This is a genomic window from Actinomyces sp. oral taxon 171 str. F0337, from assembly GCF_005696555.1.
Taxonomy (GTDB): Bacteria; Actinomycetota; Actinomycetes; order Actinomycetales; family Actinomycetaceae; genus Actinomyces; species Actinomyces oris_E.
This window is the reverse complement of sequence record NZ_CP040005.1, coordinates 57,773-82,422: the sequence shown is the minus strand read 5'-3', so window position 1 is coordinate 82,422 and position 24,650 is coordinate 57,773. Positions and strand designations below refer to the sequence as shown.

Here is a 24,650-nt window from a genome sequence, read left to right as displayed (position 1 = left end):
CTTTCTCTTCCAGTCTACTAGGGTCATTTCCAACGCTTACGTTGGAAAGGGGCTCTCATGTCTCCCGCGCACCGACCCGATCAGCATCCCGACGTCGCCCGCTCCCCCGAGCCGTCAGCCCGGTCGACGACCCGGTCGACCTCCCCCACCTACCCCGCCGGCAGCGGCGCCACCGCGGCCCTCGTCGTCACCGCGCTGCTCGTCCTGACCCAGCTGTACGCCGCCATCCCTCTGCTCACCCCGATCTCGACCGACCTCCACGGCAGCGCCACCGTCGCCCTGTCGACGGCCTTCAGCCTCACCTACGCCATGGGCTTCCTCATCTGGGGGCCGGTCTCCGACCACTACGGCAGGAGGAGGACCATGGCGCTCGCGCTGGGGACCCTCACCGTCTCCACCGTCTGCTGCGCCCTGGCCCCGTCCCTGCCGGCGCTCGCGGCCCTGCGTGCGGTCCAGGGTCTGAGCGCCTCCGGTTTCGCACCCGTGGCGCTGGCCTACCTGTCGGAGGCGCTGGCACCGCCGAGGCGGGCCGGGGCGATCGGGGCGATGTCGACGTCGTTCCTCGTGGCGGGCATCGTCGGCCAGGTCCTGGCCTCACTGGTCGCGCTGCACCTGGGGTGGCGGTGGTTCTTCCCCCTGTGCGGAGGGCTGCTGGCTGTGGCCCTGGCGGCCGTCCTCGCCGTCGTGCACGACGCCGCTTCCGGCCCATCGACCTCCTCCCTGCAGGGGCAGTTCGCGTCGCTGGGCCGGCTCGCGCTCAGACCCGCGGTTCTGGCGCTCAGCCTGGCGCACGTCACGCTGCTCATGGTGTTCGTCGCCATGTACACGGGGATCGGCGGCCACCTGGAGACGCTGGGCATGCGGCCTTCGACGGTCATCCTCATTCGGCTGGCGGCCCTGCCGGCCATGTTCCTCAGTCTCATCGCGGGCCGGATCGCGGCCAGGTGGTCCTGGGCGCGGACGGCCCGACTCGGCTTCGGAGTGTCGGCGCTGGGCATGCTCGGTGAGGCACTGCTGGCTCAGAGCCTGGCGGGCCTGGTGGCCTGCAGCGTCGTGTACGTCGCCGGGGTCGCGCTGGCCGTACCGGCGATGATCAGCCTCTATGGGCAGGTCTCCGCCCCCAACCGCGGCAGCGGCATGGCACTCAACGGATTCATCCTGTTCGTCGGCACGAGCGCCGGCCCGCTCCTGGCGACGTCGTCGCCCACCTTCCGGACGCTGTCTCTGACGCTGACCGGCATCCTGACCGTGGCGCTCCTCGCGATCACCGGTTTCAAGGCACTGGCCGACGCCGAGCACTGACCACCACCCGCACCGCGGGAGCCGCCTTCACTCCGTCCTCAGCTGAAGAGCGAGGCGGCCACCATGGTGTCGCCCTCCTTGACGCCCGGGGGGATCGCGAAGAGGGCCGAGGCCTCGTGCTTGAGGTACTCCTGGAGGGCGTCGCTCTTGGTCATGCGGTCCAGGATCGGGTAGAAGTTCGTGCGCGGGTCGCGCACGAAGGCGATGAAGAACAGGCCGGTCTGCAGCAGCCCCAGGGAGTCGGAGCCGTCGGTGTAGTTGTAGCCGCGGCGCAGCATCCGGCGCCCCTGGTTCTGCTCGGGTGAGACGACGGCGATGTGCGCGTCGGCCGGCACGAGCGTCTCGCCCTTGTCGTCCTTGGCCTTGTAGTCCACGGCCGTGAACTCCTCGGAGGACTTCGTGGGGTTGGCGATGCTCAGCGGCGCCCCGTAGCGCTTGTCGCGCCCCATGGTCTGCTCCTGCTCGATGAGCCGCAGGCGGTCCCAGATCTCGGCGAGCATGCGGATGCGCCGGGCCACGTAGTAGGTGCCACCGGTCATCCACTCGGCTGCGGCGTCGTCGCCCTTCTGGACCCACAGGTGCTTGTTGAGCTGGTCGGAGGAGTCCTCGGCCTTGATGTTGTTGGTGCCGTCCTTGAAGCCGAACAGGTTGCGCGGCGTCTCCTGGTCCACGGAGGTCGACGACGTCCGCCCATAACCGACCTGGCTCCACCGCAGTGCGGCGGTCCCGAAGGCGATGCGGGTGAGGTTGCGGATCGCGTGGACGCACACCTGGGCGTCGTTGGAGCAGGCCTGGACGAGCAGGTCGCCGTCGGACTGGGCGGCGTGGAGCTGGTCGCCGGCGAAGGAGGGCATGCCCTCCTTGAGGACGGCGGGCATCTTGGCGGCCAGGCCGAAGCGGTCCTTGCCGTCGGCGTCGACGAACAGGCCCTTGCCCACGCCGAAGGTGATGGTCAGACCGTTGGGCTTGTAGCCCCAGGCCTCGCCGGTGTCCTTGGGCGGCAGCTGCTTGTTGGAGCTGGGCTGGCCGCCGATGAGCTCGCCGGCGGCCATCTGCTCGGCGGCCACGGCCCAGTCGGACAGGAGGGTCTTGAGCTCCTCGACGTCGGTGGTGGAGACGTCGAAGGCCGCGGTGAACATGTTGTCCTGGGCGGGCGTGGTGATCCCCGCCTGGTGGTCACCCCGGAAGGGGTAGGTCGTGAGGATGGCGTCCTCGGGCCGGCGGGAGGCCTCCCAGACGCGTCCGCCGGCCACACCGGCCAGGCCCGCGAGCGCGGCTCCCAGGCCCGCACCGGTGAACATGGCGCGGCGGCTGGTGCCCTTGGTGGCGGGCTTCCCGGCCTGTCCAGGCTTCACGGGCTCATCCGCCTTCTCCGGCTTCTGCGGCTCGTCAGCCGTGTCGGACGTGCTGGCGTCCTCAGACTGCTCCGCCGCGTCGGAGGCCGGAGAGCCGTCACCCGGGCCCTCCGACGTGGGGGCCTGCGACTCCTGCTGCGCCTGCGCGGTCTCGTCCTGGGCCGCGTCGTCGGCGACCGGGGAGGTGTCCGACTCGTCGGTCGGCTTGCCACTCACTGCTGTCTCCTTCCGGGGTGTCCGGGTTGCTCTGGCGCCGATGCCTCAGAGGACGGTTCCAGTGACCTTGGACAACGACTCGCTCAGGGCGTTGACGGCGTCGGAGAACTTGCGCTGCACGTCGGTGTAGGCGTTCTTGTCCGGGGTCTCGCCGGCGTCCTTCTGGACCGCGGCGATGGTGGAGTAGTCCGCGTAGGTGGGCTGGCCGTTGGAGGCCTTCCCGGATGCGTGGGCCGCGATGAGCTTCTCGACCGCCGCGAACTGGGTGGTGATCTTCTCGGCGAGCTTGGCGTCCTTCTTCTTCATGAGCTCCTCGACGTTGCCGTAGGCGACCTTGGCGCCCTCGACGTTGGCCTGGAAGTCGTAGAGGTCGGTGTGGGAGAAGGTCTCCTCCTCACCGACGATCTTGCGGCTGGCGACCTCCTCGAGGAGGCTGGAGGCGCCCTTGGCGACGTCCTCGAGCCCGAGCTCGAACTTCTTCCCGCCGGAGCCGGTGATGTTTCCGTAGACGAGGTCGTAGAGCGACTTGGTGTCGGCGTTGAGCTGGTCGGCGACCTTCTTGCGGGAGGCGTCGTCGGCGAACTTGAAGGGGCTGGAGGAGTCCTGGGCCCACAGGTCGGCCTCGATGCGGTGCCATCCGGTCCACTTGGCGAGGACGTCCTTGTCCGTGACGGCCTTGCCTGCATCGGCGGCGAGGTCCTGGATGCGGATGTCCAGGGCGGCGTCGAGGTCGCCGGCCTCCTTGATGCCGAAGGACTCGGCGGTGGGCTCGATGCGCTCGTAGTACTGACGTGCCAGTGGGTAGAGGCTCTTGGCGGTGGCGGTGTCACCGGAGGTGTAGGCGGTGACGAAGCCCTGGGTGGCGGTGAGGAGCTGGCCGGCCTGGTCACGCACGTAGGCGGTGTAGTTGGTGACGGCGGTCTCGCGCGCCTTGGCCTCGTCGGCGCTGACGTCGACGGCGGCGCCCTTGGTGATCTTCAGCTCGGTGACGCCCTTGAGCTCGCCGACCATGTTGGGCTTGCAGGCGGCGTAGTAGGTGCCCTCCTTGAGGGAGGTGGTGAGCTTCGTGGTGGTGCCGGGGCCGATGTTCTCCTGCTCTGAGACGATCTGGAGCTTGTCCTCGGTGAGAATCTCGAACTCGTTGGGCGCCGTGCCGGAGTTGGTGATGGTGAAGGTGACGACGCCCGAGGGGAAGGACGCGGACGAGAGCTTGCAGGAGTCGTCGGTGAGGGTCACCGTGATCTCCTGGGCCGCCCCGGAGCCGGAGGCGCCGCCCTTGGCGTTCTTGGGGTTGTCGGCGCAGGCGGCCAGGCCCAGGCCCACAGCGGCCAGGGGGAGCAGGGTGAGGATATTGCGTCGCTTGATGATGGGCATGGTCTTTCCTTTGTGAAGAGACGGCGTGGATAGGGGAGGGGAGGGTACTCGGGGTGGTCAGGAGGCCTCGACGGCGTCGTTCGAGCCTGCGGAGTCGGCGGCATCGGCAGAGTCCTCGGTGCTCGCGGCGGCCGGGACGGCGTCGACTGCACGCCCGGACGAGGGCCATCGGCCCGTGATCTGGAGGGTGAGGAGGACCAGGGTCGGGACGATGTAGACCCACCAGCCCACGACCTGCAGGACGGTGGGCTGGAGGTTGAACTGGAACATGGCCTGAAGCAGCACGTAGAGCCAGTGGAAGGGCGAGGTGCTGTCCGGCAGGTAGGAGGACAGGTTCCAGGCGTGGCTCATGATTCCCGGCAGGAGGCCGGCCTCCTGGAGGTCTCCGATGCCGTAGGCGATGATGCCGGCGGCGACGACGACGAGGAAGTAGCCGGTCACGGCGAAGAAGACGCGCAGGTTGATGCGCACCGCGCCTTGATAGATGAGGACACCCAGCACGATGGCGATGGCCAGTCCCGCAATGACGCCCACTGTCGCCTGCATGGCGGAGGTCTCGATGCTGGAGCGCACGGTGGCCCACACGAACAGGGCGGTCTCCACCCCCTCGCGCCCGACGGCGACGACGGCGATCCAGACGATGCCCCAGCCGGAGCTGCCTGCAGAGAGGGACTTGGACAGTGATCCTTCCAGCTCGCCCTTGAGCTCGCGGGCGTTCTTCCCCATCCAGAAGATCATCCAGGTCACTAGGCCGACGGCGACGAAGGACAGGGTGCCGCCGAGGATCTCCTGGCCCTGGAAGGTGAGGGTCTTGGGGCCCCAGGTCATGATGGCGCCAGCGACCAGCGGGATCAGCGCCGCCAGCCCGACCCCCAGCCACAGCTTGGGCAGGGCGTCGCGGCGACCGGATTTGACCAGGTAGGCGACGATGATGCTGACAACGAGCGCCGCCTCCAGGCCTTCCCTCAGGGCGATGAGCAGGTTGGCGAACACTCGACCTCCAGGTCACGAAATTTGTCTCGGATCACTACAAGCAAGGTAAGCCTAGCCTGTGGCGATCTGATCACCAAGACCTCGCGATCGTCGTATCCATATTGGCTGCACCCAGGAGCCCCTGCCAGAGCCGGCGTCCGTCAAGGACGCGGATCCGCTGCCGAGAGCCATCAACACGAGGGCGGCGCGCCGGCGGAGAAGAACTCCGCCTGCGCACCGCCCCGGGAAGGCGGGCGGGGGCGAGGGCGCACGGTCCGTGTCGCCTCAGTCTCGCCCCCACCCGTGAGTCGAGCCGCTCGCGCAGCCTCAGCTCGTCGAGTCCTCGCTCTCGCCAGTGCCCGCCGCGGCAGCCGGGGTCCCGACGGCGTCGCCACCATCGACGGCGTCGCCGGCCTCACCCAAAACCACGGAGCCCCCGCCGGTCGTTCCGACGCCGACCGCCACCTCGGCCCGGGCGTCGGCCTCCTCCTTGAGCCGGGTGTTGACCTTCTCGACGTCGAGCCGCATGAGCAGGAAGAGGATGAGCGCGTTGGCCGCCAGCGGCAACCACACGTACATGATGTAGATCATCTGGATGGCGGACTCCGGCTGGACCTTGAGGTCCCCGTCGTACCCGGAGGCGGCCAGCAGCCACCCGGACAGGGCCGTGCCGAGCCCGCCGCCCACCTTCACGCCGAGCGACGTGCAGGAGAACATGAGCCCGTCGATGCGCTTACCGGTGCGCAGCCAGGTGTGCTCCGAGGCCTCGGCGATGAGGGCGTTGAGCGTGCCCTGTAGCGAGCTCATGCCCAGGGCCGCGATCCCGGAGAGGATCAGCATGAGCGGGAGGCTGTTCATGTAGGCGGCCACGAGCACCCCGAGCCGCCCCAGGGTCGCGATGACATAGCCGACGATGTTGATCCGGTACATGCTCCCGAAGCGACTCACCACCACCGGCGTGATGAGGAGCCCGATCATGAGCGGGATGTTGATGGACCAGGCGAAGGTCTTCAGCAGGTCCTCGTCCCCCAGGACGTACTTCATGAAGTAGATGCCCATGTTGAGCATCGCCGTGAAGATCTGGGTGAGCAGGAAGACGATGAGGATGATGAGGTAGTACTTGTTGGACACAAGCATCTTGGCAGACTCACCCACCGAGAGCTTCTCCTCCTCGGGCTCCTCCTCACCCACGAGCTCCTCGGGCGGCAGCTCCTTGACCGAGAGCACCGAGAGCGTGTTGACCGCCAGGCCGAGCAGCGCGTAGATGATCGCCATCGTCCGCCAGCCGACGGCGCCGCCGCCGAACAGGGCCACGCCGCCCACGGTGATGCTCTGGATGAGCAGGTTGGTCCCGAAGGCGAACATGAAACGGATGGAGCCCATCTGCACGCGCTCGGCCCCGTTGCGGGTAATGAGGGCGGTCAGCGAGGAGTAGGCGATGTTGTTGGCCGTGTAGAACACGGCGTTGAGCAGGGTGTAGGCGATGAAGAACCAGGCGTACTTGGCGGTGTCCCCAAGGCTCGTGGGGATCGCGAAGATCGCGATGATCATGGCGGCGCAGCCCACGAACCCCCACAGCATCCACGGGCGGGCCTTACCCATCCGCGTGTTGGTGCGGTCCAGCAGCGCCCCGAAGATGATGTCGGAGAAGCCGTCGAAGAGCCGGGAGACCATCATGAGCGTGCCGACGACGCCCGCATTCAGTCCGGCGGTGTCCGTCAGGTAGATCATGACGAAGGCGGACAGGAGCACGTAGACGACGTTGCCGGCGACGTCGCCCGATCCGTAGCCCACCTTGTTGTACCACGTCAGGTACTTCCTCTCACTGGCCGCCTCCAGCCCGCTTCCTGCGGTGGGGGCGCCGGTCTTCTTGCCGGCGGAGTCGCTGCTCATGGCTTCACCTCGTTGTGAGTGCTGGTGTGAGTGCTGGTGTGGGTGATGAGGGGGTTGAGCAGGAGATGGAGCTCCATCCCCAGCTCCTGGCTGTCGACCTGGTAGCGGGGCCGCAGGGCGGGCCCGCAGCTGTTGGATCCGATGCCGGCCATGGCGGCGTCGAGGCACAGGACCGTGCTGCCCGACGGCGTCAGCTCGGTGTTGCGGCGCCGCGCGGCCAGCTCCTCCTGCGTGTAGCGGGAGGCGTTGAAGGAGAAGGGGGTCGGCCCGACGGCGGCCAGGCTCAGCCCGCCCCCGGAGACGACGACCTTGTTGCAGTCGGCGTGGCTGCCGTTCTCCTGGGGCCTGATGTAGTCCTCGTGGAGGTCGACGACGTCGGCGCTGAAGGCGCCGTGGTAGCTGGCGCGGTGCTTGTCGACGTAGCTCTCCTGAGGGCCCAGGCCGTAGTAGTCGACCTGGCTCATGGACTCGGGCAGGAAGAGGCGCAGCCCCAGGCGCGGCAGGCTGGGGAAGCCCAGCGTCCGACGCAGTCGCAGGCTCAGGCTCAGGACGCCGTCGTCGGTGAGGATCCACACGAGCCGTCCGCGCAGGGCGGGCTGGACCGAGGGCGCCACGAGGCCGACGTCGGCGCTGATGGTGACGCACCCAGGCTCCTCGTCGACGTCGACGCCGTAGGCGCGGGCCACGGCCTGGTGGTAGTGGGCGCGCTCCCACTCCAGGCGCGCGTGGCGGTCGTTGTCGGTGGGCGCCCGCCAGATGTTGAGCTCCACCGGGCGCTCCAGGAGCTCACGGCCCTCCGAGGACAGGGACACGGGCAGGCCGGTGCGGGTGTCGATGGCGCAGCTGAGCCTGTCGCTGTCGACCTCGATCCGGGTGCCCTCCCGCCTGACCGGCAGGCGGGTCTCGCCGATGGGCCGGCCGGCGAGCGCGGCGACCCAGCGGTGGCGTCTGTCGGCGTTGCGCAGGGCGATCTCGTCGAAGCCCAGGATGTGCCCGGCGGTCAGCAGCGAGTCGGGGCGCGCGAGCCGGTAGGTGACCAGCAGGTGGCAGCGCCCGGTGGGTGGGACCTTCGGTTCGCAGCGCAGCATGACGCTCGTGTGCGGCGGGACGGGCTCCACCAGGTCGAGGTCCTCGCGGTCCACGACGACACCGTCGCAGCGCACCTCATAGGAGATGCGCAGGTACTGGGACAGGTCGGTGTGGTCGAGGTCGTTGTGGATGGTGAGCAGGCCCTCGTCCTGGTCGTACTCGACGACGCGCGCGGGGCGCTGGACGTTCTTGAGCTCGGCGAGTCCCGGGTGGGGGACGCGGTCGGGCGAGACGAGCCCGTCGACGCAGAAGTTTCCGTCGTGGACGGCCTCGTCGTGGTCGCCGCCGTAGAGCTGGATCGGCCGGCCGTCGTCGCTGGTCCCGGCGGTGACCGCGTGGTCGCACCACTCCCACACGAAGCCACCGCACATGCGCTCGTCGGCCCGGATGATCTCCCAGTAGTCCTCGAGGTCGCCGGGGCCGTTGCCCATGGCGTGGCAGTACTCCACGAGGATGAAGGGCTTGTCCGGGTCGGAGTCCAGGTAGTCGCGGATCTCCTCGATGGCCGGGTACATGCGGCTGTACAGGTCGATGCAGGAGTAGTCGTAGCGGCGCTTGGAGTCGCGGTAGTAGGAGCTCTCGTAGTGGGTCAGCCGCGTGGGGTCGAACTCCTTGGCCCAAAAGAGCGCCGCCTCGAGGGTGCAGCCGTAGGAGCACTCGTTGCCGGCGGACCAGGAGATGATGCTGGGGCGGTTCTTCTCGCGGTGGACGCACAGCCTCATGCGGTCGACGGTGGCCTCCGTCCACTCGGGGTTGTCGGCGATGGGCTCGTTCCAGTGCTCGACCTGGTTGTCCCAGGAGGGGTCGGCCAGGAAGCGGCTCTGGGTGCCGTGGCTCTCGTTGTCGGCCTCCGACATGACGTAGAAGCCGTGCTCGTCGCACAGCTGGTAGAAGCGCGGGTCGTTGGGGTAGTGGGAGCTGCGCACCGCGTTGATGTTGTGCTCCTTCATCAGGCGCAGGTCCCACAGCATGTGCTCCAGGTCGACGACGGGCCCGGTGGTCGGGTCGGAGTCGTGCCGGTTGACACCACGCAGGGTGATGGGCCGGCCGTTGAGGTGCACGACGGCGTCGCTCACCGTGACTTCGCGGATGCCCACCCGGTCGGTGATGACCTCACCCGGCGTGGTGATGACCAGGGTGTAGAGGTAGGGGTCCTCGGCGCTCCACAGGTAGGGGGCCTCCACGGTGAGGCGGGCGCGGTGGGTGTAGCCGTCGTCGCCGGCGAAGGGCTCCAGCTCGCCGGCGGCCACCACTGCGCCGTCGTGGTCGACGAGCTCGACGCAGGTGGGGACGGTCCCGCCCCGGTAGGCGCCCTGGATCCTGACCAGGGCGGTGGCCGGGCCGGCGTCGAGGCCGGTGCCCACCACCGGGCCCAGCGAGGTGGTGGTGACGTAGTCGAACAGGACCGCGGCCGGGCGGCTCAAGAGGTAGACGTCGCGGAAGATGCCGCTGGTGCGGAACTTGTCCTGGTCCTCCAGGTAGGTGCCGTCGCACCACTTGAGCACCAGGACGGCCAGGCGGTTGGTGCCGGGGCGCAGGAGCTCGGTGACGTCGAACTCCGCGGAGGCGTGGGAGACCTGGCTGTAGCCGACGTAGGTGCCGTTGAGCCACACGTAGAAGCAGGAGTCCACACCCTCGAAGGTCAGGTAGGTGCTGGGGGCGACGGGGTCCGGGGTGTAGTCGAAGTCGCGGACGTAGGCGCCGCAGGGATTGTCCTGGGGGACGCGGGGCGGGTCGAAGGGGATGGGGTAGCGGACGTTGGTGTACTGGTGGCGGTCGTAACCCAGGTGCTGCCAGGTGCTGGGCACCTGAATCATGGTGAAGCCCTCCGGGAGGCGGGCGGGGTCCGCCTCGCCGGGTGAGTCGCCGTCGGCTGAGGTGACGCCGGCATCCTGCTCCCAGAAGGGCTCGGCCAGCTCGTGGATGCTGGGCAGGTAGCGGAAGGCCCACTGTCCGCTGAGCAGATGGAAGCGGTCGGAGTCCTCCCGCCTCCAGGGGCTGGTGGCGATGGGACGGGATGCGGGCACGTAGTAGGAGCGTGGCGGCAGCGTGTGCTCATGGAGGACGTCGAGGTCCTCGAAGTGTCTCGGAACGATCATTGTTCGGCTCCCCAGAGGGTTGACGGGAACAGAGGACGCGCAGCAGTGCGACGCCTGCGTAGTGACGTTAACATACTAGATCGACGCCGGCTCCGCTAGGTATATCTACCGACAAATTCTCGATTCGCCACCCCCCGAGGTGGACTACTATGGCAACGTCACCATTTCATCAGGATGTGGATGCCCCTGACACTCCTGATAACCTCTCGCCATGCCAGGGCAGAGCCGAGGGGCGCAGGGAGCGCCGTCGATGAGCGACGTGGCCCGCCTGGCGGGAGTCTCCGCTCAGACGGTGTCCCGCGTGGCGGCGGGCTCGGAGCACGTCCGTCCCGACACCCGCGAGCGGGTCCAGCGCGCGATGAACCAGCTCGGCTACTCCCCCAACCGCGCCGCCCAGGCCCTGCGTCGCGGCTCCTTCAAGACGATCGGCGTGCTGACCCAGCAGATCCAGCGCACCGGGGAGGCCCTGACCACCGCGGGCGTGCTGGAGGCCGCCACCGCCGTCGGCTACGCCGTCAATCTCGTCCAGGTGGAGCACCCCGCCTCCGAGGAGCTGCGCGAGGCCGTCTACCGGCTCTCACACCAGGCCATCGACGGACTCGTCGTCGTGCAGGCCGGACGGGCGGGACGCGAACAGCTGGCCCTGCCGCCCTCGATGCCGGTGGCGGTCTCTGACTCCACGCTCGTGGACTACTACCCCTCGGCCAGCGCCGACCAGATCGGTGGGGTGCGCGACGCCGTCACGCACCTTCTGGAGCTGGGGCACCGCACCGTTCACCACGTGTGCGGGCCCGAGGACTCCCAGTCCGCCCTCATCCGCAAGGCCACCTGGGCCAGGACCCTACGAGAGGCGGGCAGGGACGCCCCCGAGCCAGTGGCCGGAGGCTGGGAGGCAGCAGCGGGCTACGAGGCCGGCCTGCGCCTGGCCGCGGACCCGGAGGTGACGGCCGTCTTCTGCGCCAATGACGAGCTGGCCCTGGGACTCATCCGAGCCATGCACGAGCGAGGCAGGCGCGTTCCCGCCGACGTCTCGGTGGTCGGCTTCGACGGCCTGGCCGTGGGCGAGTACACCTTCCCGCCGTTGACCACCGTGCGTCAGGACTTCAGGAGGCACGGCCGCGAGATGGTGAGCCTGGTGCTGGAGCAGGCGGGCTCCGGGCCCCGGGACGGCGGCCGCAGCGTCATCATCCCCACCGAGCTCCTCGTGCGCGGCTCGACCGCCCCGCCGGCCGCCTGAGCGCGCGGCGCAGTATCGACCCGGCTCAGCCCGGCCCTCCCTTCAGTCGGCCTGCGGCAGGAGTATCGAGGCGCCCAGGGCGAAGGGGTAACCGGGTTTGAGGATGCACTGGACGACCGGCTGCGCCATCTCCAGGACGCTGTCGGCGTCGAGTCCCTCCTCGCCGTTGGGGCCGGCCTCGGCCACGAGGTCGGAGTAGGGGATGGTGAGGTCGAGCAGGGCCATGCCGTCCTGGTGGGTGGCGGAGTCCCAGGCACCGCCCTCCATCTCCTGCAGGGTCCCCAGGTGGAAGCTCATAACGCCGCGGTCGTCGACCTGCGCGGGCACGGACAGGATGTGGTGCGGCTCGGGGTCGCGCGGCGCACGCAGGGTGAACAGGATGATGCCGCCGTCGCGGGCGGCGCGCAGCATGACGCGGCCGATATGGATGCCGAAGCCGACGACGTCGAAGACCCCCTCCATGGCCTCCGCGTAGCTCAGCGGCTCCTCCAGGGGGATGGGGGCGCCCTCACCTGGGTCATTGATGGCGCGGCGGCCCGACGGCGTGGCCGCCTTGAGCAGCAGGAGACGGCCGGAGTCGGTGAGGACGCCGGTCTCGACGCGCTCCTGCCAACCGGCCGGGGCCTGGGCTGGGCCGGGCTCGGACTCCACCAGCCCCATCCCCAGGACGGCGGACAGGTCGGTACCGTCGGCGGGCCGGTGCCAGGTGATGGTGGCGTCGTCGTGCCAGATGGGGACGACCCCGTTGAAGGGGATGCCGAAGCGCACGTGCTCGCGGTCGCCATCGACGGGCCGGGACTCGTCGACGTGACTGACGTGACTGACACGGCCGGCGTGCCGGCCGGACCGACCCGCCGGCCCCGCGCCGCCGGCGCCGTTGTCCTGCGGTCCTGCCAGGTACTCGCTCATGAGTCCACCCTAGCTGCCGCTCGGTCGCCCCGTGCACCCGCACGGGCGGCCAGGCGCTCCTCCTTGCGGGCGCGCTCCCACTCGTGGACCTGCCGGGCCGAGAGCGCCAGCAGGGCCAGGACCTGCAGTGCACTGGTGACGACCAGGCCAAGAGTGGCCTGCCGGACCCCGAGGCTGGAGACCTGAACCATGTCAGTGACGATGCCCAGGACGAGGGTCGCCATGAGGGCGATGCGGCCGCGCGGGTGCCCGTGCCAGGCCGCCACCCCCAGGGCGGCGGTCAGGAGCGTCAGGCCGGCGGACACCGTGGCGATGAGGGCGACGACGGCGGTGATCGCCCCCGGGTCCTCCTCGGGGACCGGGGCGGCCTCCAGCACCTGGGTGATGTCGATGCGGGCGACGCGCATGATCTCAACCGCCACCGTGAGCCCGATGAGCACCAGGGCGATGACGAGCTGGCTGGGACGGCGCCGTCGGGCCTCGAGGTCGGCCAGGCGGGCCTGCTGCAGGGAGAGCCCGGAATCGGAGCCGGGCACTACCTCGTTGAGGTCGAGCACGTGGAGGGAGCCGTCGGTGACCACCCGGTCCCCTCCCCCGTTCCTGTCGTGGTAGGAGGTGAAGAAGTCCGGCCAGATCTCCAGCTCGGCGGCCTCGTTGGCCCAGCGGACGTCGTCGACGACGTAGTTGCGCTCAATGTCGATGTCGGCGTCGATCTTGTGGGTGACCTGGAGGGTGAGGACGCTCAGGCCGACGGCGCGGTCGTAGGTGGCGGCGGCCAGCCAGTCCACGTGCCCACCGCCGGGCAGCGACCAGCCGGGCGGGCAGTACCAGAAGCGGACGTGGTGGCGCTGGGCGGGGTTGCCCTCGACCTCCTTCTGGTAGGCGAAGCTCTGCTTGCGCCCGAAGAGCATGAGGTTGGAGACGGGGGCGGCCGGGTAGGAGCGGCGCAGCAGCGAGGAGATGACGATCCTCCAGGAGGAGCGCAGGGTGATGGGGTCGGCGCGCACCCAGCCGGCCGCGACCATCGCCTCGTGAATGTCCTCCTCGTCTCCCTTGACGGCGAGGTTGACGGGGTCGCCCAGGAGCCCGTCGGGGGTGCGGGTGCGGCCGATGAAGTAGTCGGGGACGTAGAGCCAGGTGAGGACCTGGTGGAGGCGGGGCAGGGCGAGGTAGGCCAGGACCGCCCAGAACAGCAGGGAGTTGACCACGAGCACCGCATCGAGGTGCCAGCCCGAGCCGATGAGCAGCCAGGCCAGCCACAGCGTGGCGACGGCGGCGATGGCGAAGAAGACGGCGTCGAGGACGTCGTCGACGCTCCAGGAGCGGGCGTCGACCTCCGACATCTTGGACGGCCCGTCCCGGTAGACCGGCGGCGCCGTCGGACGGGGGCGAGTCACCTCGGATGACGTCATGGCAGCACGCTACCGAAGATGAGGGACTCCGGAGGCCGGCCGAACCGCCGCAAGCCGCCCCCCTCACACGCTGCCGCGCCCCTCGGACCTGTGGGCACGGGGGACGCGGCAGCCGGGGAACAGCATCGGCGGGAGTCTCAGGACCGCCGAGGGAAGAAGGTCATCTGATCTACTTCAGCACGAGGTCCTGGGTGTCGGTGTACGCCTCGTACTGCTTGCCGGACTGGATGCCCTTTCCGGCTGCGCGGTCGTAGACGATGGTGGTGGTGCCCTCGGAGAAGGGCTTCAGCTTGGCCGTCTGCCCCGCGGAGGCGAAGCCGAACCAGCCCTCCACCTTGCGAGAACCGAGGTCATCGGAACCGAGGACCTTGAGGCCGTCATCCTTCATATCATCCTCCAGCAGGCTCCCATAATCGTCCGCCTTGAGGGAGGAGTCCCCCTTGTCCTGGAGCGACGCGGAATCTGAGAGCGTGCTGCTGTAGCCGAAGTCTCCACTGAACTCGAGCGTGCAGTGAAGCAGGTACGCCGTGCCGCTATCACTGCCACCCGTGCTCTGCTTGAACTTCGGTGCCGGGTAGTCCTCAATGGCCTTGTCACAGGTCTGCGTGAGACCGATCTGCTCGTCCTTGAAGGTCACCGGCTTGATCTCCAGGATCTTGGAGCCGGACTTGGTGGTCCCATCCTTGCCCTCGGAGCTCTTGGAGTCCTTGGACGAGGTCGAGTCCGAGGACGCCGTGGAACCCGAGTCCTCCTTGGTGGAGCTGCTTGCGGCGGCTCCGTCGGATGAGGGCTTGGCGGTGTCCTTCTCACTGCAGGCGGACAGTCCGGCGGCCATGGCGACGGCGGCGATGGTGGAGAGAACCTTGACGGTGGGGCGCATGGGAGTTCCTTTCTGGCGCGCTGCGAACACCGAAATTGTGTGCCACGCGCGCGCTCCCCCACTATGGGGAGACCACCCGGGGAAGTGCTCCCCACCTCCGCCCGGATGCGCTCAGAAGTCCCAGTCCTCGTCCTGGGTGGCCTCGGCCGTGCCCATGACGTAGGAGGATCCTGAGCCGGAGAAGAAGTCGTGGTTCTCGTCGGCGTTGGGGGACAGGGAGGCGAGGATCGCCGGGTTGACGTCGACGGCGTCGGCCGGGAAGAGCGCCTCGTAGCCGAGGTTCATGAGGGCCTTGTTGGCGTTGTAGCGCAGGAACTTCTTGACGTCCTCGGTCAGGCCGAGCTCGTCGTAGAGGTCCTCGGTGTACTGCTCCTCGTTGTCGTAGAGCTCCATGAGCAGCTCGAAGGTGTAGTCCTTGAGCTCCTGCTGACGCTCGGGCGAGGACTCGCGCACGGCCAGCTGGTACTTGTAGCCGATGTAGTAGCCGTGGACGGCCTCGTCGCGGATGATGAGGCGGATGAGGTCGGCGGTGTTGGTCAGCTTGGCGTGGCTGGACCAGTACATGGGGGCGTAGAAGCCGGAGTAGAAGAGGAAGGACTCCAGCATGGTGGAGGCGACCTTGCGCTTCTCGGGGTCGTCGCCGCGGTAGTAGTCCAGGATGATGCGGGCCTTGCGCTGGAGGTTCTCGTTCTCCTCGCTCCAGCGGAAGGCCTCGTCGATCTCCGCCGTCGAGATGAGGGTGGAGAAGATCGAGGAGTAGGAGCGGGCGTGGACCGACTCCATGAAGGCGATGTTGGTGAGCACCGCCTCCTCGTGGGGGGTGCGGGCGTCCGGGATGAGGGAGACCGCCCCGACCGTGCCCTGGATCGTGTCCAGGAGGGTCAGGCCGGTGAAGACGCGGGTGGTCATGTTCTTCTCGGCCTCGTTGAGGGTGGCCCAGGACTGCACGTCGTTGGACAGCGGCACCTTCTCAGGGAGCCAGAAGTTGCCGGTGAGGCGGTCCCAGACCTCAAGGTCCTTGTCGTCGGTCAGGCGGTTCCAGTTGATGGCCTGGACGCGGTCGACCAGCTTGATGGGCTCGTGCATCAGTTCCTCCCGGGGTTGGCTGCGCTGGCCTCATGCTACCGACGAGACCGCCGGCCGGCAGTGACGCCCGACCGGTTGGCGACTGTGGTGCCCGCCGCGCTCCTGCCGTCGGGGGCTTCCGGACGGGAGGACGACCAGAGACGTTATTGACTCACATAATGTGAGTGACTAACATTTTTTGCATGAGCCCACGCGCCTCCACCGCCGACCTGCTTCGGCGCACCGCACTGCGGATGTTCACCGAGCAGGGGTTCGACGCCGTCCCGGTCACCGCGATCGCCAAGGCCGCCGGGGTCTCTCACATGACCTTCTTCCGCCACTTCCCCACCAAGGAGGCCGTGGTGGTGAGCGACCTGTTCAATCCACTCATCGCCGAGGCGGTGCGCGCTCAGCCGCAGCGGTGGCGGCCACTGACCCGAGCCGTGCGGGGCCTCGTTGCGGCGATGAGTCAGGAGTCGGCGCGCAAGGAGATGTCCTCCCAAGAGTTCCATGAACGCATTCGGCTGGCAGCCCTCACCCCGTCGCTGGCGGCCGCCGTGCGAACCGCGGGTCAGGAGACCGAGCGCGCCATCGCCGCGGCACTTGCCGCTCCCGGGGTGGACGACGCGGCGGCGCGGGCCGCGGCCGGAGCCGTCATGGGAGCGGCGAGCAGCCTCCTGCTCGCCTGGGCCGGCGAGAGCAATGCAGCCGACACCGGGGCGGCCGATGCGGCAGCAACCCTCAGTCGGGGTCTTCTCAGCCTGCTGGGGGAAGCATGAGCGGTACAGCACCAGCGGCCCTGGAGGTTGCGGGCGTCCACGTCGCCCTGCGGGGGAAGCCTGTTCTGCGCGACCTCAGCCTCTCACTCGCCGACGGCGAGTGTCGCGCCATCGTGGGTCTCAACGGCGCCGGGAAGACCACGGCTCTGCGCGTCATCCTGGGCATGCTGCGTCCCGACGCCGGCAGGGTTCTTCTGCACGGCCGCGACATCGCCTCCTCCCCCAGGGATGTCTGGCGGCGGGTGGGCCATCTGGTGGAGAGGCCCTTCTCCTACCCCGAGTTCACGGCTCGGCAGAACATCGAGGCGTCCATCCGGCTCCACGGCGCCGATCCTGAGCGCACCGAGCGGGCAGTGCAACGGATGAGTGAGGCGCTGGCGCTGACCGGTTGGCTCAATATGCCCGCACGCCGCCTGTCACTGGGTACGCGCCAGAAAGTGGGGCTCATCGGCGCCCTGGCGCATGAACCGGACGTCGTCGTCCTCGATGAGCCGACCAATGGGCTCGATCCGCTGGCGGTCGTCGGATTCAGGGATCTTCTGCGGGAGGTGACCGGGCGCGGCGGAACGGTGCTGGTGACCGGGCACCACTTCGATGAGCTCACGCGCATCGCGGACCGTGTCGATGTCCTGCACCGGGGGCGGATCATCGACACGATCGTGCCTGAGGAACCCGGCCGCCCCGGAGGCACCGACCTTGAGAGAGTCTTCTTCGACGCCGTCCTGGCGGCGGACCTGGCCGCAGACAGCACTGTCCTGGAGTCAGGGGCGGGGCCGGACGCCCGCACGGAGGCGAATCGCGAACGAACGGAGGTCCCCTAATGGCCATGGATCGCAGCACCGTCGGGGTCGTGATCGGCCTCGAGACCCACAAGCTGGCTCGGGGCACGGTCGTGCGCGTAGCGACGGCAGCCGCCCTCGTTCTGGTCATGGCGACCACGGTCGGCGGGTACGCCGCCGCGATGCACGCCGGAGATACTGATCTGGGTCGAAAGGCCGCCTCAATGGTGACCTCGCCCGGCTGGGACGGCTACACGGCCCTGGGGGCGACGAGTGTGAGCGTAACAATGCTCCTGGCCGTGGGCGTGGTGATGTCATGGAGTACGGGGCGGGAGTTCATCGACGGCACCGTCGTCGGCCTGTTCGCGATTCCGTCTCGCTTGGGCATCATCGCGGCGGCGAAGATGGCGGTGGTTCTGACCTGGGCGACCATCCTGGGAGCTGTTGAAGCAGGAGCGCTCACAACGGCGGGGCTGCTGCTCGGCCTGGGACCGGAGGGGGCCGCCGGGTGCTGCACGACACTGATGCTCGTTGCCGCTCTGCTGGGCGCAAGCGTGCTGCCGGTCATGTGGGCGGCGACGCGGTGGCGCGGCTACCTGGCCGGTATCGGGCTCACGCTGGTGATCCTCGTCGTCGCCAATCTTGCCGCAGGGTTCGGGCTCGGTTCCTACGTCCCGTGGTCCGTCCCGATCGTGTGGGTCTCGCACCAGACGGAGGTCAGCACGCCGTTGCTGGCGACACCGGTGATGACCGCCGCGATCGGCGCCTGGGTCACCCTCCGATCCTGGGACCGGCTCCAGCTGGGCGCAGACTGACCGCAATTCCCTTGGAACAACTGTTATGACGAGGAGGCAGCCGCCTGCTGGGCGGCGGCGAGGATGGGCGCGCCCTGCTCGGGCGGGTCTCCCTTGCCGACCACGGCACCGGACTTCATACCGAAGGTAACGGTCTTGGACTCGTGGCTGTCATTCATCTGCGTGCCCAGCTCGATCCGCTCAAGCATCTGGTTGCCGAGGACCGGCGCCAGAACCGCAGCGGCGGACGCAACGTCCACGCCGTCCTCATACGTCCCCAGTCCATTGACGATCAAACCGGGCCTATGGTTGACGGCATCAGCCGCAGCCAGATGCACGAACGCTCCCTCGGATCGCTTATCCGCGGGGACAGCATCCAGCACTCTTTTGAGCGGCACAGAAGTGAGATCGACACCGCTGGAGTGCGTGACGACACAATACAAGGAGTTCACCGTGATATCCTGCTCGGCCCTCAGTGAGCCAACACCCACGATCGGAGACGTCTTCGGCAGGATGAAGCCATCCGGAAGGGTCTGCAACTCATCATAGCGAAGCGTGATGCTCTCCTCGGTGAGTCCCACGCTCTCAATGTCAGAAGAGACCACCTTCATGGCGGCTGACACCGCCTTCTCGGGGTCATTCATCGGCAGGGAGCAGGACATCGATGTCGTACCCTGAACCCATCTGACTTCAAGACTCACGTCGTCACTATCAGCCAGACTCACTACTTCATTGCGGGCATCGCGAACGATCGCGAGGACTGAGTCCTGCGCAGGATCATCCTTGAGCTGCACGGTCACAGACCAGTAATCATCAGACATGAGGTCCGGACTGATATACATCTCAACAGATGTCACGCCATCAAGCCCGGAAAGATACTTGCGTATCTTCCGCTTCTTCTTGTTACGCGCAACAGCGAACGGCGAGCACCCACCCACGCCGAACGCAAGAGACGCGACTCCTAACGCCAGCACCTCACGACGTCGAACACTCATCGATCTCAGTCCCCTTCCCATGTAGATGTCCGGCATATGCAATTACGGCAGGGACGCCTTCGGGGCCGTCCCATCAGGACTGGGAGGCGACCGCCTGCTGGGCAGCGGCGAGGATGACCGTGCCCCGTTCAGGCGGGTCGCCCTGGCCGACGACGGCGCCGGACTTCATGTCGAAGGCGACCATGGTGGGCTGATTACTGTCTTTCACCGCGGTAGTCAGCTCCACCCGCTGGAGCACCTGATTACCGAGGACCGTGGCCAGAACCGCAGCGGCGGACGGACTATCCACATCCTGTCCGTACTGCCCCAGCCCCCTCACTGTCAGACGGGTCTGATGGCGGTCCCTGTCCTCCGCCTCCAGGCTCACGACCGCCCCATATCGCTTGTCGGAGGGAATGGCTTCCAGTGCACGCTTGATCGGTACGGATGCGAGGTCCTTGCCCTTAGCGTGAGAGACGAAGCAGTGCGACCGTCCGACCAGAATGCTCTGCTCGATCTTGAGTGATCCGAGGCGCAGCACCGGGGAGGTGGACGGCAGGATGAAACGATCCGGAAGACTCTCAATAGTTCGATACTCGAAGGATATTTTCTCCTCCTCGATCTGCACTCGTTCCATTCCGGACGACACCGCCTCCACTGTGGCGGATGCCGCCTTGTCGGCATCCTTCATCGGCAGGTAGCAGAACAGGGAGGTCTCACCCTGCGTCCAGGTGACAACCATCCTCACCTCGTTGGCCCCGGTCAGGTTCAGCACCTTGGCGTAGGCGTCGCCCACAACCGTTGCGACTGATTCCGCGGACGGATTGCCCTTGAGCACCACATTCACGATCCAATGATCCGCCGCTAAGAACTCCAGGAGCACGTCCACCTGAACGGATGCGACCACATCAAGCCCGGAGAGGTACTGACGCACCTTCCGCTTCCGTCTATTGCGCGCGAGAGCAATGGGCGAGCACCCGACCACGCCGAAAGCAAGAGAGGCGGTCCCTAAGGCCAGGACCTCACGACGTCGAATGCTCACCAAAGTCCTGCGTCGCGGAGAATCTTGTCGGCCTACGCACTCCATCAGCAACGAACCGGCGTACCCGTGCGCGCCAGGGCGATGGCGGTGAGGAGGAAACGGATGACGCTGCGTCGACGATGAGCCATGGTGCCACCGTAGGTCCCCGCTCCGGCACACGGGATGGGGATCATTCCCCTCTCCGGCTCTTGGAGTGCAAGACGCCCCGGGCCCACCTGAGTGCAGAACTCAGGTGGGCCCGGGGACTATCCCTGTGAGAGGTGGGGGCCGGCGGCCGACGTCAGGCGCGGCGACGGCTCGCCAGCAGAGCCCCTCCCATCACGGCGACCACGGCGATGCCCAGAGGCAGACCAATCCTGACACCAGTGCTGGCCAGCGGCCCCCCAGAGGGCTCCTGGGGCTTCGCCGGCCCGCTAGGTGCAGCAGGCGGAGTAGCACTCGGCGAGGAGGGGGCGCCAGGCGTGGCAGGGTCGCTCGGCGTCGGGGTACCGTTCGGACTGGGAGACGGCGACCCACTGGGCACCGGCGTCGAGGACTCGCTCGGATCCGGAGTCTCACCAGGCGTCGGGGTCTCGCTCGGCGTCGGTGAAGGTGAGGCCGGCTCACTGGGGGACGGAGACGGCGTCGGGGACGGCGAAGGACTCGGCGAGGGATCCGGCGTCGGGGTCTCGCTGGGAGTCGGGGTCTCGCTCGGCGTCGGTGAAGGTGAGGCCGGCTCACTGGGGGACGGAGACGGCGAAGGACTCGGCGAGGGCTCCGGCGTCGGGGTCTCGCTGGGACTCGGCGAGGGCTCCGGCGTCGGGGACGGCGAGGGCTCAGGGGTGTAGGCGTTCGTGAAGGTCACGAGCACCGCCTGCTCCTTCTCGCTGATGGTCACCTCCTGGGAGGCGGGTGCCTCCCAGGCGTACCCCTCGACCTGAGCGGACTGAGCGTCCTCTGCGATGGTGCACTTGGTGCCCACAGGCAGCTCGGGCCCGGAGGCCACCGACCCGTCGGCCTTGACCTTCAGCGTGCCCTTGACGTTGTTGTCGCAGGTGTAGGAGAAGGCGAACTCGTTGTCCACCGACTCGACACCGGTGACGACCTTGGTTACCGAGAAGGTGCCCATGTCACGGGCGTACGTGTTGGTCATCGTCACCGCGGCCGTCTGGTCCTTGGTGATCGCCACGGTCTGCGCGGCCGGGGCGGTCAGCGTGTAGCCGTCCTGACCGGCCTTGGCGCTGTTCTCGGTGATGGTGCAGGTCGATCCGGCCTTGACCTTCTTGGACTTCTCCGAGGTCGCGGCTCCAGTCACCGTCAGCGACCCCTCGGTGCCATCGGTGCAGGTGTAGGTGAACTCGAAGGCGGACTTGCTGAAGTCACCGTCACCGGCCAGAGCCTTGGTGACCGTGAAGTCACCCTCTTCCGCAGCGGCGGGGTCGGCGGAGTTGCGCAGCGTGACGGCCGTGGACTTCTGGTCCTCAATGGTCAGGCTGTTGGTGTTCTGGTCGCCTACTGCGAAGGTGTGGCTGCCCCAAGCGACACCGGCAGGAGTGGCCGAGGCCGTCGTCGTGTCCTCGTCGAGGGTCAGGACCGTCCCAACCGGGAAGGTGCCGTTGTACACGGCCTTCTCACCAACGGTGACGGTCATGGAGGTGGCACCACCAGTGCGAGACTGGTTGACGGTCCCCGGAGCCTTCCATCCCGGATAGGTGTCCACGGTGGCACCGCCGGGCAGGGTGTAGTTGATGCCCACCTCGAAGGTGGTGCCGGCCGGCACCTTGCCGGTCTCGGACCCGGTGAGGAGCTTGGTGATGTCCAGCCCACCAAATCCGGGCTTCATCTCAACATTGATGGTGAAGGACTTGCTGTAGTGCACCGAGTAGGTGTGCTCCAGGCCGCTCCCCACCACAGAGGCTTTGTTCGTGTACTCCACGCCAGGTTGAACGACGCCGTCGGCCGTGGACGGAGTGGAGGAGTAATAGATGTGGTAGTTGGTCCGCGGCGCGAAGGGGCCCGTCACAGTGATGGTGGCGGTACTGCCCTGGATGGCGACATCGAGGTCGAAGTCGCCCTGACTGGTGTCCTGGTCGGTGCCGCTGGCATCCGTAACCTGACCGTAGATGTAGTTCCGCCCCTGGGCGGTTCCGATCTTCAGCTTCCAGTCGCTCTTAGTCGGCACATAGACCTGCCCCGGACCCAGCTGGTCGGAGAAGGTGATGGTCGAGCGGGTCCTACCGTCCACAGTCAGCGACTGACCGTTCTTCTCGAGAGCCTTCTTGACCTGGTCAGGCCCGAAGGTCACCTCCCAGTCCACCACCTTGGAGGTGCTGGTGATGTCAGCGGCCCACTTGCTCATCCACTGCGGCTCGTGTGCATGTCCGACATTCTCAGCAATCTTGCCGCCGGGCACGGGCACCTCGGTCTGCTTGCCGTTGGCGTCGAACGTCACATTGGCCGAGTCGCTGGCCTGAGATGCCAGCAACAGCGCAGCCCCGTCACCCCGCAGTCCAGTAAAGCCCTGGCCGACGATGGTGTCGAGAGTGCTGTTGAAGGTGCAGGTGATGGCGTGGTCGTCCATCACGCACTCGCCAATGGTGTGCTCCGCACCCTCGTGGGAGACCTTCATCGGCTCGGAGAGGCTCTCCCGGTTGCGGAACTGCTTGGGCAGCTGGATCTGGAAGGAGTCGCCACTCTTGGCGCTGGCGTTGCGGGCATCCCAGGCGAACTTCAGCTTGAGGATGTCATCGACCTTGACCGAGGTGTTGTCGGGCTCCTCGACGCCATTGGCGTTGGAGACCACGAGCGACAGGCCGGAGACGGTGATCTTCGGGTTGATGGCGGCTCGGGCCTGCGTAGGCAGGACCGTCAAGAGTGCGGCGACGAGCGCGACAAGTGCGACAAGAGCACCTACCGCGCGCTTAGGAGTACCAAGCACCCTGGGGATAGGGATGGCGGACACGGGCGACCTTTCGAGAAGATTATGAGAATTGACTTACAGTTGCCTGAATTTAGATTCTTCAAGGGTGTTGTTCAGTGATGCAGGACACATCGGCGGTCACAACTTTGCGGCCATCACGTCTCAAGCCGCTAAAGCACGCCACTGACCCATCCCCCCACGTCGCCGTCAACGGCCTCCGCCTCGGCACCCCCGCCCCACAACAAACATGTATGACCGCCGCGCAGCCCACCCGGGCGAGGCCGTAGGCGAGCCGACATCCGCCTACCTCTTTTTACTGCTCCACCACATCTGCTCCCCGGCGCTCGGTCTCCCAGGCATCACAATGGATACAGATGCCGCGTCCGCTCCTCAGTCAGATAGTTGACTGAGATAATAGTTCCATGAGCCCCACGGTTCGGGTGGGTGAGACCTCCACCCTTGTCAGCAACCTCGTCGACCAGCTCATGCAGCGGTTGGCGGCCGACGACACACCCCAACGCCTCCTCGTCGGACTCACCGGCGCTCCCGGTTCGGGGAAGTCAACGATCGCCGCAGACCTGGAAGGCCGACTCAAGGAGGCCGGCCTCTTCGCTGGGCTCGTCGCCATGGACGGCTTCCACCTGTCCAACACCGTCCTGGACGACCTGGGGCGCCGCAACCGCAAGGGCGCCCCGGACACTTTCGACGTCGAGGGCTACCTGGCAGCCCTGGATCGGGTGCGAGCTGACGGCGCTCCTCAGGTCTTCGTCCCGGTCTACCGACGGGACCTGCACGAGTCGGTGTCGGCTGGGGGCGTCGTCTCCGGCACCGGCGTCGTCGTCACCGAGGGCAACTACCTTGCGCTCGAGACGCGCGGCTGGGGCGCAGTACGAGAGCGGATCGACCTCCTCATCCATATCGATGTGCCTGAGGAGGTCCTTGTGGTGCGGCTTATTAACCGACATGAGGACTTCGGCAAGAACGCCCTCGACGCCGGTCACTGGGTGCGCACAGTGGACCTGCCCAACGCCCGTCTCATCGCCACGAGCGTCCACCGCTGCGACGAAGTATGGCGCAACCCCAAGGACGAACCCGGCTCCGACGATGACGTCAACGACGCTGACGACATCGACTAGCGCCTCGGCCCGCACCAGCATGAGCGCGGCGACCTCCTCCTGGCACACAGTCACCGACTCCCTGCCGACCACGCACTGGCACCCGCCCGGATTCCCGGCCGACGAGGATCCGCGTACCACTTGCGCGATCTGCGTCGTCACACCGAGGAGTCACCACCTGCAGTCGACTGACAGGGTCACGAGGAAGGTCAGGGAACGTGTGACTCATGCCGCTATTGCTGGCATATAGTTAACGTGCCGCCGCGTTACGGCGCGGAGTGGAAGGAAGCGCCGGTGCACCCGTGTCGTCATGTGGGCCCGGCGCTTGCGGTGTAACCACTACCAGTCCAGTCATCGGGTACACTCAAGCTGCTCAGGGCAGTAGCCCTGTGAAGTAGACCCGGCAGCCTTCCGGACGGTGGGCGAGCCGGGTTTCGCGTACTAACAGAGCGGTCGCACATGTAG

Annotated in this window: 19 protein-coding genes; 6 read left to right on the top strand and 13 right to left on the bottom strand. The window is 67.5% G+C overall.

Going from position 1 to position 24,650, the window contains the following annotated elements:
- Positions 1-57: 57 nt before the first annotated feature.
- On the top strand, positions 58-1,302 hold the full coding sequence (locus FBF36_RS00345; protein ID WP_009395293.1) for an MFS transporter: 1,245 nt from the start codon (positions 58-60) through the stop codon (positions 1,300-1,302).
- A gap of 38 nt (positions 1,303-1,340) precedes the next feature.
- On the opposite strand, the gene efeB is transcribed toward FBF36_RS00345, so the two are convergent.
- From efeB to FBF36_RS00320, 5 genes are all read right to left on the bottom strand, one after another.
- Positions 1,341-2,873 (bottom strand): iron uptake transporter deferrochelatase/peroxidase subunit, encoded by a 1,533-nt coding sequence (gene efeB, locus FBF36_RS00340; protein ID WP_009395292.1) that lies wholly within the window; start codon positions 2,871-2,873, stop codon positions 1,341-1,343.
- A 45-nt stretch (positions 2,874-2,918) separates the two neighbouring features.
- Positions 2,919-4,247, bottom strand: coding sequence for an iron uptake system protein EfeO (gene efeO / locus FBF36_RS00335; protein ID WP_009395291.1), 1,329 nt, complete (start codon positions 4,245-4,247; stop codon positions 2,919-2,921).
- 57 nt (positions 4,248-4,304) lie between these two features.
- Positions 4,305-5,240 carry an iron uptake transporter permease EfeU gene (efeU, locus tag FBF36_RS00330; RefSeq protein ID WP_009395284.1) on the bottom strand — a complete coding sequence of 312 codons (936 nt, stop codon included), beginning with the start codon at positions 5,238-5,240 and terminating at the stop codon, positions 4,305-4,307.
- Between the two features lie 306 nt (positions 5,241-5,546).
- Positions 5,547-7,112 (bottom strand): MFS transporter, encoded by a 1,566-nt coding sequence (locus FBF36_RS00325; RefSeq protein ID WP_009395281.1) that lies wholly within the window; start codon positions 7,110-7,112, stop codon positions 5,547-5,549.
- Entirely contained in the window at positions 7,109-10,300 is a 3,192-nt protein-coding gene (locus tag FBF36_RS00320) for a glycoside hydrolase family 2 TIM barrel-domain containing protein (protein ID WP_138136939.1), read from the bottom strand. Before FBF36_RS00320 ends, FBF36_RS00325 begins: the two co-directional genes overlap by 4 nt.
- 250 nt (positions 10,301-10,550) lie before the next feature.
- Between FBF36_RS00320 and FBF36_RS00315 the strand changes: the two genes are divergently transcribed.
- On the top strand, positions 10,551-11,537 hold the full coding sequence (locus FBF36_RS00315; RefSeq protein WP_009395270.1) for a LacI family DNA-binding transcriptional regulator: 987 nt from the start codon (positions 10,551-10,553) through the stop codon (positions 11,535-11,537).
- 42 nt (positions 11,538-11,579) lie between these two features.
- Here FBF36_RS00315 and FBF36_RS00310 read toward each other — a convergent pair whose 3' ends face one another.
- The 4 genes from FBF36_RS00310 to nrdF all read right to left on the bottom strand — a co-directional run bounded on the left by FBF36_RS00310 (position 11,580) and on the right by nrdF (position 15,824).
- Positions 11,580-12,446, bottom strand: coding sequence for a hypothetical protein (locus tag FBF36_RS00310; RefSeq protein WP_225792396.1), 867 nt, complete (start codon positions 12,444-12,446; stop codon positions 11,580-11,582).
- On the bottom strand, positions 12,443-13,858 hold the full coding sequence (locus FBF36_RS00305; RefSeq protein WP_009394443.1) for an LssY C-terminal domain-containing protein: 1,416 nt from the start codon (positions 13,856-13,858) through the stop codon (positions 12,443-12,445). Before FBF36_RS00305 ends, FBF36_RS00310 begins: the two co-directional genes overlap by 4 nt.
- A 169-nt stretch (positions 13,859-14,027) precedes the next feature.
- A complete protein-coding gene (locus tag FBF36_RS00300) occupies positions 14,028-14,738 on the bottom strand; it encodes a hypothetical protein (RefSeq protein ID WP_009394441.1) in 711 nt (236 codons plus the stop codon).
- 111 nt (positions 14,739-14,849) lie between these two features.
- The gene (gene nrdF / locus FBF36_RS00295) at positions 14,850-15,824 is read right to left on the bottom strand and encodes a class 1b ribonucleoside-diphosphate reductase subunit beta (RefSeq protein WP_003783772.1); all 975 of its coding nucleotides are present in this window, start codon (positions 15,822-15,824) and stop codon (positions 14,850-14,852) included.
- A 182-nt stretch (positions 15,825-16,006) separates the two neighbouring features.
- Between nrdF and FBF36_RS00290 the strand changes: the two genes are divergently transcribed.
- Genes FBF36_RS00290 through FBF36_RS00280 form a run of 3 tightly spaced genes read left to right on the top strand, consistent with a single transcriptional unit; the run spans position 16,007 to position 18,176 of the window.
- Positions 16,007-16,582 carry a TetR family transcriptional regulator gene (locus FBF36_RS00290; protein WP_225792395.1) on the top strand — a complete coding sequence of 192 codons (576 nt, stop codon included), beginning with the start codon at positions 16,007-16,009 and terminating at the stop codon, positions 16,580-16,582.
- Positions 16,579-17,403 (top strand): ABC transporter ATP-binding protein, encoded by an 825-nt coding sequence (locus FBF36_RS00285; RefSeq protein ID WP_009397025.1) that lies wholly within the window; start codon positions 16,579-16,581, stop codon positions 17,401-17,403. The genes FBF36_RS00290 and FBF36_RS00285 overlap by 4 nt, the downstream gene beginning before the upstream one ends.
- Positions 17,403-18,176: an ABC transporter permease gene (locus tag FBF36_RS00280; protein WP_009397024.1), complete on the top strand. Its 774-nt coding sequence runs from the start codon at positions 17,403-17,405 to the stop codon at positions 18,174-18,176. The genes FBF36_RS00285 and FBF36_RS00280 overlap by 1 nt, the downstream gene beginning before the upstream one ends.
- A gap of 23 nt (positions 18,177-18,199) precedes the next feature.
- On the opposite strand, the gene FBF36_RS00275 is transcribed toward FBF36_RS00280, so the two are convergent.
- The 4 genes from FBF36_RS00275 to FBF36_RS00265 all read right to left on the bottom strand — a co-directional run bounded on the left by FBF36_RS00275 (position 18,200) and on the right by FBF36_RS00265 (position 23,112).
- Entirely contained in the window at positions 18,200-19,150 is a 951-nt protein-coding gene (locus FBF36_RS00275; protein ID WP_034492631.1) for a hypothetical protein, read from the bottom strand.
- A 73-nt stretch (positions 19,151-19,223) separates the two neighbouring features.
- The gene (locus tag FBF36_RS00270; protein WP_009397022.1) at positions 19,224-20,063 is read right to left on the bottom strand and encodes a hypothetical protein; all 840 of its coding nucleotides are present in this window, start codon (positions 20,061-20,063) and stop codon (positions 19,224-19,226) included.
- A 152-nt stretch (positions 20,064-20,215) separates the two neighbouring features.
- Positions 20,216-20,344, bottom strand: coding sequence for a hypothetical protein (locus FBF36_RS13625; protein WP_009397021.1), 129 nt, complete (start codon positions 20,342-20,344; stop codon positions 20,216-20,218).
- 107 nt (positions 20,345-20,451) lie between these two features.
- On the bottom strand, positions 20,452-23,112 hold the full coding sequence (locus FBF36_RS00265) for a DUF5979 domain-containing protein (protein ID WP_138136937.1): 2,661 nt from the start codon (positions 23,110-23,112) through the stop codon (positions 20,452-20,454).
- 380 nt (positions 23,113-23,492) lie between these two features.
- Here FBF36_RS00265 and FBF36_RS00260 point away from each other — a divergent pair, with 380 nt between their 5' ends.
- Positions 23,493-24,206, top strand: a complete 714-nt coding sequence (locus FBF36_RS00260) for a phosphoribulokinase (protein WP_009397007.1) — start codon at positions 23,493-23,495, stop codon at positions 24,204-24,206.
- Positions 24,207-24,650: the final 444 nt, after the last annotated feature.

Coding starts and splice junctions, on each gene's coding strand:
- FBF36_RS00260 (WP_009397007.1), top strand. CDS start 23,493: ATGAGCCCCACGGTTCGGGTGGGTGAGACCTCCACCCTTGTCAGCAAC.
- FBF36_RS00345 (WP_009395293.1), top strand. CDS start 58: ATGTCTCCCGCGCACCGACCCGATCAGCATCCCGACGTCGCCCGCTCC.
- FBF36_RS13625 (WP_009397021.1), bottom strand. CDS start 20,344: ATGATCCCCATCCCGTGTGCCGGAGCGGGGACCTACGGTGGCACCATG.
- FBF36_RS00300 (WP_009394441.1), bottom strand. CDS start 14,738: ATGCGCCCCACCGTCAAGGTTCTCTCCACCATCGCCGCCGTCGCCATG.
- FBF36_RS00280 (WP_009397024.1), top strand. CDS start 17,403: ATGGCCATGGATCGCAGCACCGTCGGGGTCGTGATCGGCCTCGAGACC.
- FBF36_RS00275 (WP_034492631.1), bottom strand. CDS start 19,150: ATGAGTGTTCGACGTCGTGAGGTGCTGGCGTTAGGAGTCGCGTCTCTT.
- nrdF (WP_003783772.1), bottom strand. CDS start 15,824: ATGCACGAGCCCATCAAGCTGGTCGACCGCGTCCAGGCCATCAACTGG.
- FBF36_RS00320 (WP_138136939.1), bottom strand. CDS start 10,300: ATGATCGTTCCGAGACACTTCGAGGACCTCGACGTCCTCCATGAGCAC.
- FBF36_RS00310 (WP_225792396.1), bottom strand. CDS start 12,446: ATGAGCGAGTACCTGGCAGGACCGCAGGACAACGGCGCCGGCGGCGCG.
- FBF36_RS00285 (WP_009397025.1), top strand. CDS start 16,579: ATGAGCGGTACAGCACCAGCGGCCCTGGAGGTTGCGGGCGTCCACGTC.
- FBF36_RS00290 (WP_225792395.1), top strand. CDS start 16,007: ATGAGCCCACGCGCCTCCACCGCCGACCTGCTTCGGCGCACCGCACTG.
- FBF36_RS00305 (WP_009394443.1), bottom strand. CDS start 13,858: ATGACGTCATCCGAGGTGACTCGCCCCCGTCCGACGGCGCCGCCGGTC.
- FBF36_RS00325 (WP_009395281.1), bottom strand. CDS start 7,112: ATGAGCAGCGACTCCGCCGGCAAGAAGACCGGCGCCCCCACCGCAGGA.
- efeO (WP_009395291.1), bottom strand. CDS start 4,247: ATGCCCATCATCAAGCGACGCAATATCCTCACCCTGCTCCCCCTGGCC.
- FBF36_RS00315 (WP_009395270.1), top strand. CDS start 10,551: ATGAGCGACGTGGCCCGCCTGGCGGGAGTCTCCGCTCAGACGGTGTCC.